Genomic DNA, 14,163 nt, shown 5'->3' with positions numbered 1-14,163 from the left:
GATTTTTTTACTTTAGGGAAAAATTTACTTACAATATTGACAAAAAATTTTTTTTATGTTCTAATTTTTAAGTAAAAATTTTAAAGAAAGGAGATATTATGAAGATAAGTACTAAAGAACTTACTTTTGTAGCATTGTTCAGTGCATTAATTGCCGTTGGAGCATTTATAAAGATTCCATTTTTGCTTGTTCCGATTACATTACAAACGCTATTTATTGTTCTGTCAGCATTGGTGTTGGAACGTAAATTAGCTGTATTAAGTGTAATTGTATATATAATGATTGGGCTTGTAGGATTTCCTATATTTGCAAATGGTGGTGGAATAAATTATATTTTTAGTCCAACTTTTGGATACTTGGTATCATTTATATTTGCAACTTATTTTATTGCTAGCTTTAAGGAAAAAAATATTTATATAAGTACTGCTATTGGAATGTTAATTATTTATGCTCTAGGAATGATATATTTTGTATTTATACAATATGTACTTAATGGGAAAGTGTATTTAATAAGTTATTTATTTTATAATTTATTTTTAGTTTTTTTACCTGGAGATATACTTTCTTGTGTAGTTGCAATCATTGGATATAGAAAGATACTTAGATTAAAGAAATAGAATTTTTTAATAATTTTTTAGAAACAATACTCTTTTTGATTTTTTATCAAATTAAGGGGGTGTTGTTTTTTTGTGTTTTTATAAAAATTTAAGTTTTTTAAAAAATACTTGACATTATAAAACAAATAATATATAATTTGACTGTCAAAACTTTGACTGTCAAATATTTGATAATCAAAATAAAAAAGGAGATAAAATTATGTTAGAAAAAGTTAGAGAAATTTTAGTAGAATCATTAAATATCGAAGGAAGTGAGGTAGTTCCTACTGCAAGATTAAATGAAGATTTAGGAATTGATTCTTTATCATCTATTGAACTTGCATTGGAAATTGAATCAGAATTCGATATAAAAATTGAAGATGAGGAATTAATGAAATTACAAACTGTACAAGATGTAATAGATATTATTAACTCAAAGACGAAGTAGTAAGCTATCAAAACTAGCTTACTAAATTTTTAGGAGAAATTTATGGATATTGACAAGATAAATAGTATTATTGAATTGTTTAAAAATTCAGGTTTAGATGAAATGACTTTAGAACTTAAAGATTTTAAGATCAATTTGAAAAATAATAAAGTTGAATATGTTACTAAAGATGTAGTAAATGTTGTAGAGAAAAGTAATTCTGTAAAACCTGTAAAAGAAGAGAAACAAGTTGATGATATTAACGGTGAATGGATTAAAGCTCCTTTTGTTGGAACTTTTTATGCTGCACCAAGTGCTAATGAATCACCTTATGTAAAAGTTGGTCAAAAGATAAAAGAAGGTGATATTATTTGTATTTTGGAAGCTATGAAAGTTATGAACGAAATAAAATCCAATAAGAGTGGAACTGTGCTTGAAATTAAAGCACAAAATGGAAATATGGTTGAATTTAATGAGGAGCTTATCTTGATAGGAGATTAAGATGATTAGAAAGTTACTAGTTGCTAATCGTGGTGAAATAGCAGTAAGAATAATTAGAACTTGCAAAGAAATGGGGATAACCTCTGTTGCAGTTCATTCGGTTGGAGATAAGGAAGCGTTGCATGTTAATTTGGCAGATGAAGCAATATGTATAGGTCCTGATAATCCTTTACAATCATATCTTAATATGAATAATATTATTCAAGCTGCTTGTAGTAGCGGATGTGATGCAATTCATCCAGGATTTGGATTTTTAAGTGAGAATCCAAAATTTGCAAAATTAGTTGAAGAATGTGGTTTAATTTTTGTAGGGCCTAATCATGAATTGATAAGTATGTTAGGGGATAAAAATGAAGCCAGATTACAAATGATAAATATTGGAGTTCCAGTTATTCCTGGAACAAAAAATGTCATTGAAAATGTTGAGGAAGGACTTTTAGAAGCAGAAAAAATTGGATATCCAGTTATCATCAAAGCCTCTAGTGGTGGTGGTGGTAAAGGAATGAGAATAGTTTGGGATAGTTCTGATTTTATTGAAAATTTTAATACTGCAAAATCTGAGGCAAAAGTTAGTTTTAATGATGATAGAGTTTATATTGAAAAATATATTGAATTACCAAAACATATTGAAGTACAAATTTTAGGGGATATGTTTGGAAATGTAATTCATCTATATGAACGTGATTGTTCAATGCAAAGGAAAAATCAAAAAATTTTGGAAGAGGCGCCTTGTCATGTTCTTGATAAAAAAATTCGAGAAAAGTTGATTACAGACGCTGTTAAAATTTGTAAGCATTTAAAATATTATTCAGCTGGAACTATTGAGTTTTTAGTTGATAAGTCAGGCAATTATTATTTTATGGAAATGAATACCAGAATTCAAGTAGAACATCCTATTACAGAGATGCTTACGGGAGTTGATATAGTAAGACAACAAATACGTGTTGCATCAGGATTAAAGCTAAATATCAAGCAAAAGGATATAAAAATCAAAGGATATTCTATTGAATGTAGGATAACTGCTGAAGATACTAAGAATAATTTTGCACCTTCTCCAGGTAAGATTGAATTTTTGAATCTACCTTGTGGGAATGGAGTTCGTATTGAAACTGCAGTTTATAATGGTTATACAATTCCACCTTTTTATGATTCTATGATTATGAAAGTGATAGCTTATGCTCCTACAAGATTAGCTTGCATTAAGAAGATGAGAGTTGCTCTTGAGGAATTATTTGTTGATGGAATAAGTACAAATATAGAGTTTCAATATTTGTTATTACACAGTCCGGATTTTATTAGTGGTAGATATGATACTGGATATGTTGCAAAATATATAAAGGAGTTAAGTGAAAATGCAGAATATATTTAATACTAGAAAAAATAAAATAAGTAAACTTAAAATTTATAGAAAAAATAATACTACATTTTTACCAAAGGAAATTCCTGATGATCTTTTCAAAGCTTGTCCAAATTGTAATGAGAATATCACTAATGAAGAGTGGGAGTCCAATTTATATGTTTGTAGTAAATGTGGACATCATTTGAGAATTGGAGCTCCAGAGAGAATTAGAGAGCTTTGTGATATTAACTCCTTTGATGAATTTGATGCTGAAATTACTACCTTTAATGAAGAAAATTTTTATCAATATGATGAAAAGCTTGAAAAAGCTAAAGCAAATAGTGGAATAAATGAGGCTGTGGTTTGTGGAATTGGAGAAATTTCAGGAAAAAAAGTCGTTATTTGTGCTATGGATAGTAATTTTATGATGGGAAGCATGGGAAAAGTTGTAGGAGAAAAGATTACACGTTCAATTGAATATGCGACATTAAAAAAATTACCTTTAATTATAGCAACTGCAAGTGGTGGTGCCAGAATGCAGGAGGGAATTATTTCTTTAATGCAAATGGCAAAAACGAGTTCGGCTTTGAAAAAACATAATGATAAAGGCTTATTATATATAACTATTTTAACAGATCCAACTACAGGAGGAGTGAGTGCCAGTTTTGCAATGCTAGGAGATATAATTATTGCGGAACCCAATGCTCTTATCGGATTTGCAGGAAAGAGAGTTATTGAAAAAACTATAAATGAAAGTTTGCCTGAAGAGTTTCAAAGAAGTGAATTTTTATTAAAAAAAGGCTTTGTAGATTTTATAGTAAGTAGAAATAAATTAAAAGATACAATACATAAACTTTTAATTTTACATGGAGTGAAGTAATGGAATATAAAGATTATGAACTATTAATAAGGGATCTTATAGATAAAAAGAATAATGCAATAGATGAAAAAGAAAAAGAAATTATAAGAAATAAAATAAGAAAAATCTGTTATGAAGCAAATCAAAATTTAACTTCATGGGATAGAGTTTGTATTGCAAGAAATAAATCACATCCTAAAGCAGAAGATTATATAAAAAGATTATTTTCAAATTTCATTGAATTGCATGGAGATCGCTATTATGGAGATGATAAGGCTATAATATCAGGAATCGGAATATTTCATGACATTCCAGTTACTATAATAGCACAAGCAAAGGGAAAGACTACAGAAGAAAATATTGAAAGAAACTTTGGAATGAGTAATCCAGAAGGATATCGCAAAGCGATTAGACTTGCAAAACAGGCTGAAAAATTTAACAGACCAATAATAACTTTTGTTGATACTGCCGGAGCTTATCCCGGAAAAGACGCCGAAGAAAGAGGGCAAGCAGAGGCAATTGCTAAATGTCTATATGAATTTTCGACAATTGAAACACCTATAATCTGTGTTGTAATTGGAGAAGGTGGAAGTGGTGGAGCTCTTGCTTTAAGTGTTGGAGATAGCATTATAATGCTTGAAAATTCAATTTATTCGATTTTATCACCTGAAGGCTTTTCATCAATTTTATGGAAAGATGAAACGAAATGCAAAGAAGCTAGTGAAATGATGAAACTTACAGCTTCAGACCTTAAAGATAAAAATATAGTTGATGAAATAATAAGAGAACCTTTTGGTGGAGCACAAAATAATTTTTCCGAAGTGATAAAACTTTTAGATGAATGTATCTATAAAAAAATCAAAGAATTGAGAAAAGTTAGTAAAAGTAGTTTGCTTTCTAATAGATATAAAAAATATAGGAATATTGGAGTTTATTAATGAAAATTTTAGGTTTTGGGAAAGCTGTTCCTAGAAAAATTGTTACAAATGATGATCTTTCAAAATTTGTAGAAACAAGTGATGAGTGGATTTTTCAGAGAACAGGAATAAGAGAACGTAGAATTTCCGATGAAAACACAAGTGAATTGGCATATAGATCAGCTGTTGATGCGATAAAAAATTCAAATATTGATAAAAATGAAATCGACCTAATTGTTTGTGCAACAATGACTCCGGATAATTTTACTCCATCAGTAGCATGTATGGTACAAGAAAAGTTAGGACTTGGAGATAATGTTACTGCATTTGATGTAAATGCTGCATGTACAGGTTTTGTGTATGCCTTAAAAATTGTAGCTTCTATGCTTAATACATATCATAAAAAAGCATTAATAATAGGCTGTGAAACACTTAGTAAAATAATAAATTTTGAAGATAGAAATACATGTGTTTTATTTGGAGATGGAGCTGGAGCAATTGTTGTAGAAAAAGACGGGAAAAATGAGGAATTTTATACTTGTAGTTTTGGAAATGACAAAGATCTCATTGCTGAAAATGTAGGAATGAATTTTGAAATGAAAAATAAAGTTCTTAAATCTGGCTTTTTAAAGATGGATGGTAAAGAAGTATTTAAATTTGCTATAAATGTTGTAGAAAAATCTATAAATAAAATTTTAGATATGAATAATTTAAAAATTGAAGATATTAATTTGATTATTCCACATCAAGCAAATCAGAGAATAATAAGTAATGTTGCTAAAAAATTTAATATAAGTAGTGATAAGTTTTTCGTTAATTTAGAAAAATACGGCAATACAAGTGCTGCAAGTATCCCAATGGCTCTTTGTGAAGCCTTTGAATCGAAAAAAATTACAAAAGGAGATAAAGTAATTTTAGTTGGCTTTGGTGGAGGATTAACTTGGGGTTCTACAATTATTGAAATATAGGAGAAGATAATGATAAATGAAATATTAGGAATAAAATATCCGATTTTTCAAGGTGCGATGGCAAATATTTCAACTGCAGAATTTGCAGCAGATGTTAGTAATTCGGGTGCTCTTGGAATTATCGGAACTGGTGCAATGGATGCCAAAATGGTAAAGGAGTCTATAAAAAAATGTAAAGAACTTACTGATAAACCTTTTGGGGTTAATGTAATGCTTATGAATCCCTATTGCGATGAAATAATTGAGGTTATTTTAGATGAAAAAGTTGCAGTTGTTACTACAGGAGCAGGAAACCCGGGAGTTTATGTTGAAAAATTAAAAGCTCAAGGAATAAAAGTTATTCCAGTTGTTCCAAGTGTTGCTCTTGCAAGAAGAATGGAAAGTGTCGGTGTTGATGCAGTTATAGTTGAGGGAACCGAATCTGGAGGGCATGTTGGAGAACTTTCAACAATGGCTCTCGTTCCACAGGTAGTCGATGCGATAAATATTCCAGTAATTGCTGCAGGAGGAATTGCTGACGGCAGAGGTTTTAATGCTGCTATAAGTTTGGGAGCAATTGGTGTGCAAGTAGGGACTTGTCTACTAGTTGCTAAAGAATGTCCAGTTCATCAAAATTATAAAAATGCTGTAATTAAAGCAAAAGATATAGACACTGTTGTTACTGGTCGTAGTATAAATACACCGGTTAGAATTTTAAAAAATGATATGAGTAGGAAATTTTTACAATTAGAAAAAGAAGTTTCATCAAGGGAAGAATTAGAAAAGTTGACTTTAGGTTCTTTAAAAAGAGCTGTAATTGAGGGTGATGTTAAAAATGGTTCTGTGATGCTTGGACAAATTTCAGGTATGATAAAAGAAGAAAAAACATTGAAAGAAATTTTTGAAAATATTATGGAAGAAAGCAAAATAGAATTTAAAAGATTAAAAAATTTAATAGGGGGAGACAATGCTTAATTCTATTAAATTAAAAAATAAAATTTTAAAAGTACCAATCATTCAAGGAGGTATGGGAGTTGGAATTTCATTGTCAAATTTAGTAGGTAATGTTATGAGTGAAAATGCTATGGGAGTTTTAAGTTTCGCTCACCCCGGATATAACCGCAACACATTTTTAAAAAATACATCGGAAGATAATTTTATTGCAATGAAAGAGGAAGTTAAGAATGCAAGAAAAATTTCTAATGGGAAAGGACTACTCGGAGTCAATATAATGGTTGCGACATCTGAATATGCACTTTATGTTAAAGAATGTGTAAAGCTCGGTGTTGATGCAATAATTTCAGGAGCAGGACTTCCACTCAATTTACCTGAATTGACTAAAGGAAGTGATGTTCTTATTGCCCCCATAGTTTCAAGTGCAAAGGCTTTAAATCTTATTCTTAGAAGATGGGATCAACATCACAATAAAATCCCCGATTTTGTTGTAATTGAGGGAAGTGAAGCTGGAGGACATCTAGGCTTTAAAAAAGATGATGTTTTAAATGATACTTGTGAAAGTATAGATGAAATTTTGGAACAATGCTTGAAATTAGTTGTTGATTATGAAGAAAAATATAATCAAAAAATTCCAATTTTTGTAGCTGGTGGAATTTTTACAGGAAGGGATATTGCAAAATATGTGAAACAGGGAGCGAGTGGAGTTCAAATAGGAACTAGATTTATTGCGACAGAAGAATGTGATGCTCACGAAAAATATAAAGAGATGTTCGTAAAAGCTAAAAGAGAAGACATCATTATAGTTAAAAGTCCAGCGGGGTTTCCCGGAAGGGCTATAAGAAATAAATTTACAGAAAGATTGAATAAAGATGGAAGAATTCCTGTAAAATATTGTGTTGATTGTATTTTACCATGTAATCCTAAAAACACAGTTTATTGTATAACTGATGCTTTAATAAGAGCAGTAAAAGGAGATGTGGAAAATGGATTAGTATTTTCAGGAACTAATGCTTATAGAATAGATAAAATAACAACTGTTAAAGAATTAATTTCAGAATTGGTTTCTGAAGCAAATAATGAATTGAGGTGATTACATGAAGATAGCATTTTTATTTGCCGGTCAAGGTGCTCAATATGTAGGAATGGGACAAGAATTGTCTGATAGTTCGGTATTTAAAGAAGTATTTGAATATTTGCCTTCAAATCTACAAAAGATTTGTTTTGAAGGTCCTGCAGAAGACTTAAATAATACTTTAAATGCCCAACCTTGTATAGTGGCAGTTTCCTTAGGAATAGCAAAAGTTTTAAATAGCTATGGGATAGACTGTGAATATGTGGCAGGTTTGAGTTTAGGAGAATATACAGCTTTGGCATATAGTGAAGTAATTTCTGTAGAAGATGTTTTAGAGCTTGTTAGAAAACGTAGTGAGATTATGTCGAACGCTATGCCTGAAAATACGGGAATGGCTGCAATTTTTAATTGTGAGGCAAAAGCAATTGAAAATGTAATTAAAGATATAGAAAATGTAGAGATAGCAAATTACAATAGTCCTAAACAGATTGTAATTACAGGCAGTATGAATGGTATTGACGAAGCTATTTTGAAATTAAAAGATTTGGGATATAAGTCAAAAAAATTAAATGTAAGTGGGGCTTTTCATTCAAGTTATTTAAAAAATGCTAGTGATGAATTATTTTCTGTATTAAAAGAAGTTGAATTTAAAGAACCAAATAAAAAAATAGTTTTTAATACTATTGGAAAGACTTCTGATGAGGATATTAAAATACTTTTGAAAAATCAGATAAAATCAAGTGTAAAATTTATGCAAAGTGTTGAGTTTATGATTGAAAATGGCGTTGATACTTTTGTTGAAATAGGACCTGGAAAAGTTTTGAGTGGATTGGTTAAACAAATTAATCCGGATGTAAATATTTATCCGGTAGAAAGTCTTGAGTCTATAAGAAAGGTGGTTGAGTTATTACATGAATAAAGTTGCATTGATTACAGGAGGAAGTGGAGGAATAGGCAGAGCTATTTCAATCAAACTTGCCGAAGAAGGATATGATGTAGTTATCAACTATCATTCCGATTATGAAAAAGCATTAGAAGTAAAAAAAGTTTGTGAAGAATATAATGTTAAAGTTATGTTATATAAATGTAATATTTCAAAATTTGAAGAAGTTGAAATTATGTTTAAAGAAGTTGTAAAAGAAATGGGAAGAGTTGATGTTTTAGTTAACAACTCAGGAATCACTAGGGATACTTTAATTTTAAGAATGAGTGAAGAAGATTTTGATAAGGTAATAGATGTAAATTTAAAGGGATGTTTTAACTGCATAAAAAATGTTTCAAGAATTATGATGAAACAAAAATCAGGTGTTATAATTAATATTTCAAGTGTAGTTGGACTTTCTGGAAATATTGGACAAGTTAATTATGCAGCAAGTAAAGCTGGAATTTTAGGAATTACAAAATCTGTTGCAAGAGAATTAGTTTCACTAAATGTAAGATGTAATGCCATTGCTCCCGGTTTTATAGAAACAGAAATGACGGATGTTCTTTCTGAAAATGTAAAAGAAGGGATATTAAAATCAATCCCTATGAATAAGATGGGAAGTCCTGAAGATGTAGCAAATGTGGTTAAATTTTTAGTTAGTGATGAATCAAAATATATAACGGGTCAAGTAATTAATGTTGACGGTGGAATGATAATGTAGGTGTGATATGAAAAGAAGAGTTGTTATAAGTGGATTGGGAGTTGTTTCGCCAATCGGAAATGATAAGGAAGAACTTTGGAGTTCTATAGAAAATGGAAAATGTGGAATCGATGAAATTTCATTATTTGATACAAGTGAACATAAGGTAAAACTTGCAGCGGAAGTTAAAGATTTAGATTTTGACAAGTATTATAACAAGCGTGATTTAAAATTTAATGATCGTTTTGTAAAATTCGCAAGGATTGCTACTAAACAAGCCTTTGAAGATTCAAATCTTAAAGATTTTGATAGAGATAGAACTGGAGTTATTTTAGCAAGTGGAATAGGTGGAATAGAAACTATTTCAAATTGTGAAAATGTATTGAATGAAAAAGGACCAAGTAGAGTTTCTCCATATTTTATTCCTATGGCATTGATAAATATAGGAGCTGGAACTGTGGCTATTGATTTAGATGCAAGAGGATATTGCAGTAGTGTTGTTACGGCTTGTGCAGCCGCTACAAATGCAATAGGTGAGGGATTTTTAAAAATTAGAGATGGATATTTGGATATTGTTTTTACAGGAGGAAGTGAAGCTTCTATAACTTCACTTTCTGTAGCAGGATTTGCAAGTATGAGAGCTTTAAGTGAAAGTACTGATAAAAATAGAGCGAGTATTCCTTTTGATAAAGAAAGAAATGGATTTGTAATGGGAGAAGGAAGTGCAGTACTAGTTCTTGAAGAGTTGGAACATGCCCTAAAACGTAATGCTAAAATTTATGCTGAAGTTGTAGGATATGGAAACTCTTGTGATGCTAATCATATAACAGCTCCTTTAAGTGATGGAAGTGGAGCAGGAAAGGCAATGTTAAATGCGATTAATGATGCGGGATTGAATCCAAAAGATATAGAATATATTAATGCTCATGGTACTAGTACACCTTTAAATGATAAGTCAGAAACTTTAGCAATAAAATATGCTTTTGGAGAAAATTATAAAGATGTATTAGTTAGTTCTACAAAATCTGCAACAGGACATTTGCTTGGTGCAAGTGGTGCTGTTGAAGCATTAATCACAACTTTATCATTAAAAAATTCTTATATTCCTGCAACATTGAATACAAATGAAATTGATGAAGAATGTGATCTGAATATCGTAAAAAATAAAGGATTAGAAAAAAATATAAAATATGCAATGAGTAATTCTTTGGGTTTTGGTGGACATAATGCGAGTATAATTTTAAAGAAATGGGAGGATTAATATGGTTTATAATTCAAATGAAATTCAAGAAATAATACCACATAGATATCCGTTTTTACTAGTAGATAGAATTGACTATATAAATGAAGAAAAGACAGAAATAGTTGGGACAAAATGTGTCAGCGCAAATGAAATGCAATTTATGGGACATTTTCCAAATAAACATGTTATGCCGGGTGTTTTAATTGTCGAAGCTTTGGCACAAACAGGCTGTGTTTTATTGCTTAGTAAAGAAGAAAACAAAAATAAAATTGGTTATTTTGCAGGTATTAATAAAATGAGATTTAAACAAATGGTTTTACCTGGAGATGTACTAACTTTAAAAGTAAAACTTGTGAATAACAAAGCAAATATTTACATTGCAGAAGTTTGTGCAATGGTTGAAAATAAAACTGTTTGTAGTGGGGAAATAATCTGTTCAGTTGGGAATTAAAAAATAAGTATAAGTTATCTTATACTTATATCAGAACTTATTAATTTGATGATTTTTTCTTGTTCTTGGACTATTAATGCACCGTTGTCCTCAATATCTATCGCTTTTGCAAAGAATTGTCTATCATTTTGAATTACGGTAATGTCTTTTCCAAGAACATAAGAATTTTCTTTGTAAAGGTCGAGATAGTTTTTATTATCTATAAAATATAAATCAAAAAAGTTGATTATTTCAGAAATTAATTCATTTCTTGAAATTTTAATATTTGTATTATTTTCAATAGATGTAGCGATGTTTTTTAAACTTGGAGGGAACTCAAAATTTTTTACATTTATTCCTATTCCAACAATCATATTGTCAATTATATTGTTATTTAGGTTGATTTGACTTTCGCAAAGAATTCCTCCAACCTTTAAATCATTTAAAATTATATCATTGACCCATTTTAGTTTTACATCTAAATTATAGACGGATTTTATTGCTGAAAGAACAGCAACGCTGGTTAAAATTGTTATTTTTAAAGACTCTTCAATTAAACAATTCGGATTAATTAAAATAGACATATATATTCCAGTATCTTTATTAGATATAAATTGCCTATCATTTTTTCCGTAACCATTAGTCTGTTCATTACTTATTACAATAGTACCATAATTTTTTTCGTTTATCTTTGATTTTAAATACTTATTTGTTGAATCAATACTATCAAAAATTTCAATATTATGTTTATACTTTAGATTTTTTTGAATTTCTTGTATATTTAAGTTGTTCTGTAAATTTTTCATATATTAATTATACATAAATTTTAGAAAAAAACAACTATACTGAGTTTTTATATTGACTAAAGTAAAATACTGTTATATACTTTTAATATAAGTTAGGAGGGTAAAAATGGCTGAAAGTAACACAAGACAAACGTTAAATGAATTATTAGTAGATTTGTTTAATTTTATATTATATATACAGGAAAAATATATGAAAGAAAAAGGTGTGCCTTTGACAATGTATGAAGTTCATTTGCTTGAAAATGTTTCAAAGATTAAAAATAACACAATAGGTAATATCGCAGATGCTATGTTGGTTACAAAGGGAACTCTTTCGGTTAATGCCAGCAGACTTATAAAAAAGGGATACCTAACAAAATATGTTGATAAAGATGATAGAAGAGTTGTTAGAGTTGAAATAACAGATAAGGCTAGAGAAGTTTTGAAAATACATGATGAATTCCATGAAAATTTAATTGATCGTGCATTAGAGGACTTAAATTTATCAGATAATGAAATTTTAAATAAAAGTTTTGAATCCATTTTGAATTATTTTAAAACAGAATATAAGAAAATGACGCAAAAAAATGATGAGCCTAAAGTTAAGGAGACAAAATTTAAAAAGATTAAGAAATTAAATAGGATAAAAGGAAAGATTAAGGATAATATTTAGATGAAAAATAGAGGTTGTTTCGTTACAGCCTCTTTTGTTTTTTTAGTCAAAATATGTTAAAATAATACATGATAATTAATATTTCAGATAGGAGATTTTTATGGTTAGTAAGGAAGAAGTAAAGAAAATTTATTATCTTGCAAACTTGAATGTAAAAGAAGAAGAACTTGATATTATTGCTAAAAAGTTCGATGATGTTCTAGTTTTTGCCAATGAAATTATGGAACTTGATACTTCAGATTGTGAAGCTCTAGAAATTGTTGTTGAACATAACAGTCCTTTGAGAGAAGATGTTGTTGAAGAAAGTATTTCAAGGGAAGATGCACTTTTGAATGCAAGTGACAAAGAGTATGGATATTTTAGATTGCAAAGGGTTGTGAAATAATGGATATTTTAAGTATAAGAGAAGATTTTATCAGTGGTAAGGTGGATTTGATTTCATTTTATACTGATGTTATAAAGAGAATTGAAGATAAAAAAGATTTGAATATTTTTCTTGATTTTTCTAAAGAAAAAATTATGGAAAGAGTTGAATTTTTAAATAACAAATTAAAAAATAAAGAAAAATTGGGCTCTCTTTTTGGAGTTTCAGTTTCTATTAAGGATAATATTTTAGTTAAAGGATATAAGAGTACTTGTGGTTCAAAAATTTTGGAAAATTATAATCCGATTTTTAATGCTACAATTATTGATAGACTTTTGAAAGAAGACGCTGTTATTCTAGGAAAAGTTAATATGGATGAATTTGCAATGGGGGGTTCAGGAGAGACTTCTTATTTTGGACCTACAAAAAACCCTCTTGATGAAAGCTTAATTCCTGGTGGATCATCTTCAGGTTCTGCAAGTAGTGTAAGTGCAGATTTAGCTATGATTAGTTTAGGATCCGATACAGGTGGTTCTGTTAGAAATCCTGCATCATTTTGTGCTTGTGTAGGATATAAACCTACTTATGGAATGATTTCAAGATATGGAGTTGTTTCTATGGCAAGTAGTTTGGATCAAGTAGGAATTTTATCAAATGACGTTAAATCAATTCTACCTGTTTTAAATGCTATTGGTGGTTTTGATAAAATGGATGTTGTTACAATGAGAGATGCAGTAGATATTAAGGAAGATAAAGATTTTACTTTAAAAGGTATTAAAATTGCAACAGTTTCTAATATTGAAAGCTATGAAATTGATGAAATTATTTTAAAAGATTATAAAAAGGCGATTGAAAATTTAAAAAATCAAGGAGTTATAATTGAAGAAGTAGATTTTAAATATATTAAACATTCTACAAATGTGTATAATGTTGTTATGAGTTCTGAAGTTTCAAGTAATATGTCAAGATTTGACGGTATCAGATATGGATATAGAACTGAAAATTACGACTCAACAAGAGAACTTTTCACAAATACTAGAAGCGAAGGTTTTGGAGAAGAAGTTAAGAGAAGAATTGCAATGGGAACTTTCTACCTTGCAAGTTCAAATAATCAAGCACTTTACAAAAAAGGCTTGGAAGTTAGAGATTTGATAAGTAAAGAAGTTAATAAAGTTCTTTCAGAATATGATTTTATTTTAACTCCTACAACAACTTGTCTACCAAGCAAGATTGGAGCAGAAAAGGACGATGCTTTAAAATCTTATGCAGGTGATACTTTTAACGTGCCTGTGAATTTTGCTGGGCTTCCTGCTATTTCCATTCCCTTAAATCTTAAAAAAATCGGTGGAAGTGTTCAATTTATAGGTAAGAGATTTGATGATGAAAGACTATTAAATCTTGCAATGAATTTTGAAAGGGGGCTTTAAT

17 protein-coding genes are annotated in these 14,163 nt (G+C 29.4%); 16 read left to right on the top strand and 1 reads right to left on the bottom strand.

What is annotated here, in order from left to right; translation table 11 throughout:
* Positions 1-98 precede the first annotated feature (98 nt).
* The 13 genes from VJI95_RS04500 to fabZ all read left to right on the top strand — a co-directional run bounded on the left by VJI95_RS04500 (position 99) and on the right by fabZ (position 10,934).
* Positions 99-617, top strand: coding sequence for a biotin transporter BioY (locus VJI95_RS04500; protein WP_323999172.1), 519 nt, complete (start codon positions 99-101; stop codon positions 615-617).
* Positions 618-816: 199 nt separating this feature from the next.
* Complete coding sequence (gene acpP, locus VJI95_RS04495; RefSeq protein WP_004832775.1) at positions 817-1,044, top strand: acyl carrier protein; 228 nt, start codon at positions 817-819, stop codon at positions 1,042-1,044.
* Positions 1,045-1,086: 42 nt separating this feature from the next.
* Entirely contained in the window at positions 1,087-1,524 is a 438-nt protein-coding gene (gene accB / locus VJI95_RS04490) for an acetyl-CoA carboxylase biotin carboxyl carrier protein (protein WP_324010403.1), read from the top strand.
* A gap of 1 nt (position 1,525) precedes the next feature.
* A complete protein-coding gene (accC, locus tag VJI95_RS04485) occupies positions 1,526-2,893 on the top strand; it encodes an acetyl-CoA carboxylase biotin carboxylase subunit (protein WP_324010402.1) in 1,368 nt (455 codons plus the stop codon).
* On the top strand, positions 2,877-3,743 hold the full coding sequence (gene accD / locus VJI95_RS04480) for an acetyl-CoA carboxylase, carboxyltransferase subunit beta (RefSeq protein ID WP_004832778.1): 867 nt from the start codon (positions 2,877-2,879) through the stop codon (positions 3,741-3,743). Before accC ends, accD begins: the two co-directional genes overlap by 17 nt.
* Positions 3,743-4,660, top strand: a complete 918-nt coding sequence (locus tag VJI95_RS04475) for an acetyl-CoA carboxylase carboxyltransferase subunit alpha (protein ID WP_118059126.1) — start codon at positions 3,743-3,745, stop codon at positions 4,658-4,660. The genes accD and VJI95_RS04475 overlap by 1 nt, the downstream gene beginning before the upstream one ends.
* A complete protein-coding gene (locus tag VJI95_RS04470) occupies positions 4,660-5,607 on the top strand; it encodes a beta-ketoacyl-ACP synthase III (RefSeq protein ID WP_324010401.1) in 948 nt (315 codons plus the stop codon). The genes VJI95_RS04475 and VJI95_RS04470 overlap by 1 nt, the downstream gene beginning before the upstream one ends.
* Before the next feature lie 9 nt (positions 5,608-5,616).
* A complete protein-coding gene (locus VJI95_RS04465; RefSeq protein ID WP_324010400.1) occupies positions 5,617-6,561 on the top strand; it encodes a DUF561 domain-containing protein in 945 nt (314 codons plus the stop codon).
* Positions 6,554-7,633 carry an NAD(P)H-dependent flavin oxidoreductase gene (locus VJI95_RS04460; RefSeq protein WP_324010399.1) on the top strand — a complete coding sequence of 360 codons (1,080 nt, stop codon included), beginning with the start codon at positions 6,554-6,556 and terminating at the stop codon, positions 7,631-7,633. Before VJI95_RS04465 ends, VJI95_RS04460 begins: the two co-directional genes overlap by 8 nt.
* Positions 7,634-7,637: 4 nt before the next feature.
* Complete coding sequence (locus tag VJI95_RS04455) at positions 7,638-8,534, top strand: ACP S-malonyltransferase (protein WP_324010398.1); 897 nt, start codon at positions 7,638-7,640, stop codon at positions 8,532-8,534.
* The gene (gene fabG, locus VJI95_RS04450; protein WP_150263242.1) at positions 8,527-9,261 is read left to right on the top strand and encodes a 3-oxoacyl-[acyl-carrier-protein] reductase; all 735 of its coding nucleotides are present in this window, start codon (positions 8,527-8,529) and stop codon (positions 9,259-9,261) included. The genes VJI95_RS04455 and fabG overlap by 8 nt, the downstream gene beginning before the upstream one ends.
* Before the next feature lie 7 nt (positions 9,262-9,268).
* Entirely contained in the window at positions 9,269-10,501 is a 1,233-nt protein-coding gene (gene fabF / locus VJI95_RS04445) for a beta-ketoacyl-ACP synthase II (RefSeq protein ID WP_150263241.1), read from the top strand.
* A gap of 1 nt (position 10,502) precedes the next feature.
* Positions 10,503-10,934 (top strand): 3-hydroxyacyl-ACP dehydratase FabZ, encoded by a 432-nt coding sequence (gene fabZ / locus VJI95_RS04440; RefSeq protein WP_324008434.1) that lies wholly within the window; start codon positions 10,503-10,505, stop codon positions 10,932-10,934.
* 14 nt (positions 10,935-10,948) lie between these two features.
* Here the strand turns inward: fabZ and VJI95_RS04435 are convergent, their stop codons facing one another.
* Entirely contained in the window at positions 10,949-11,719 is a 771-nt protein-coding gene (locus tag VJI95_RS04435) for a biotin--[acetyl-CoA-carboxylase] ligase (protein ID WP_118059118.1), read from the bottom strand.
* A 106-nt stretch (positions 11,720-11,825) separates the two neighbouring features.
* Here VJI95_RS04435 and VJI95_RS04430 point away from each other — a divergent pair, with 106 nt between their 5' ends.
* From VJI95_RS04430 to gatA, 3 genes are all read left to right on the top strand, one after another.
* Entirely contained in the window at positions 11,826-12,371 is a 546-nt protein-coding gene (locus VJI95_RS04430; RefSeq protein ID WP_324010397.1) for a MarR family winged helix-turn-helix transcriptional regulator, read from the top strand.
* A 100-nt stretch (positions 12,372-12,471) separates the two neighbouring features.
* Complete coding sequence (gene gatC / locus VJI95_RS04425) at positions 12,472-12,756, top strand: Asp-tRNA(Asn)/Glu-tRNA(Gln) amidotransferase subunit GatC (protein ID WP_041954591.1); 285 nt, start codon at positions 12,472-12,474, stop codon at positions 12,754-12,756.
* On the top strand, positions 12,756-14,162 hold the full coding sequence (gatA, locus tag VJI95_RS04420) for an Asp-tRNA(Asn)/Glu-tRNA(Gln) amidotransferase subunit GatA (protein WP_324010396.1): 1,407 nt from the start codon (positions 12,756-12,758) through the stop codon (positions 14,160-14,162). Before gatC ends, gatA begins: the two co-directional genes overlap by 1 nt.
* Position 14,163 lies beyond the last annotated feature (1 nt).

The organism is Parvimonas sp. C2 (assembly GCF_035282405.1).
Taxonomy (GTDB): Bacteria; Bacillota; Clostridia; order Tissierellales; family Peptoniphilaceae; genus Parvimonas.
The sequence above is the reverse complement of the archived record's forward strand: the minus strand, read 5'-3'. Positions and strand labels throughout refer to the sequence as shown.

What these genes read in the sequence shown, in the direction of transcription:
- VJI95_RS04500 (WP_323999172.1), top strand. Translation starts at nt 99, where the DNA reads ATGAAGATAAGTACTAAAGAACTTACTTTTGTAGCATTGTTCAGTGCA.
- acpP (WP_004832775.1), top strand. Translation starts at nt 817, where the DNA reads ATGTTAGAAAAAGTTAGAGAAATTTTAGTAGAATCATTAAATATCGAA.
- accB (WP_324010403.1), top strand. Translation starts at nt 1,087, where the DNA reads ATGGATATTGACAAGATAAATAGTATTATTGAATTGTTTAAAAATTCA.
- accC (WP_324010402.1), top strand. Translation starts at nt 1,526, where the DNA reads ATGATTAGAAAGTTACTAGTTGCTAATCGTGGTGAAATAGCAGTAAGA.
- accD (WP_004832778.1), top strand. Translation starts at nt 2,877, where the DNA reads ATGCAGAATATATTTAATACTAGAAAAAATAAAATAAGTAAACTTAAA.
- VJI95_RS04475 (WP_118059126.1), top strand. Translation starts at nt 3,743, where the DNA reads ATGGAATATAAAGATTATGAACTATTAATAAGGGATCTTATAGATAAA.
- VJI95_RS04470 (WP_324010401.1), top strand. Translation starts at nt 4,660, where the DNA reads ATGAAAATTTTAGGTTTTGGGAAAGCTGTTCCTAGAAAAATTGTTACA.
- VJI95_RS04465 (WP_324010400.1), top strand. Translation starts at nt 5,617, where the DNA reads ATGATAAATGAAATATTAGGAATAAAATATCCGATTTTTCAAGGTGCG.
- VJI95_RS04460 (WP_324010399.1), top strand. Translation starts at nt 6,554, where the DNA reads ATGCTTAATTCTATTAAATTAAAAAATAAAATTTTAAAAGTACCAATC.
- VJI95_RS04455 (WP_324010398.1), top strand. Translation starts at nt 7,638, where the DNA reads ATGAAGATAGCATTTTTATTTGCCGGTCAAGGTGCTCAATATGTAGGA.
- fabG (WP_150263242.1), top strand. Translation starts at nt 8,527, where the DNA reads ATGAATAAAGTTGCATTGATTACAGGAGGAAGTGGAGGAATAGGCAGA.
- fabF (WP_150263241.1), top strand. Translation starts at nt 9,269, where the DNA reads ATGAAAAGAAGAGTTGTTATAAGTGGATTGGGAGTTGTTTCGCCAATC.
- fabZ (WP_324008434.1), top strand. Translation starts at nt 10,503, where the DNA reads ATGGTTTATAATTCAAATGAAATTCAAGAAATAATACCACATAGATAT.
- VJI95_RS04435 (WP_118059118.1), bottom strand. Translation starts at nt 11,719, where the DNA reads ATGAAAAATTTACAGAACAACTTAAATATACAAGAAATTCAAAAAAAT.
- VJI95_RS04430 (WP_324010397.1), top strand. Translation starts at nt 11,826, where the DNA reads ATGGCTGAAAGTAACACAAGACAAACGTTAAATGAATTATTAGTAGAT.
- gatC (WP_041954591.1), top strand. Translation starts at nt 12,472, where the DNA reads ATGGTTAGTAAGGAAGAAGTAAAGAAAATTTATTATCTTGCAAACTTG.
- gatA (WP_324010396.1), top strand. Translation starts at nt 12,756, where the DNA reads ATGGATATTTTAAGTATAAGAGAAGATTTTATCAGTGGTAAGGTGGAT.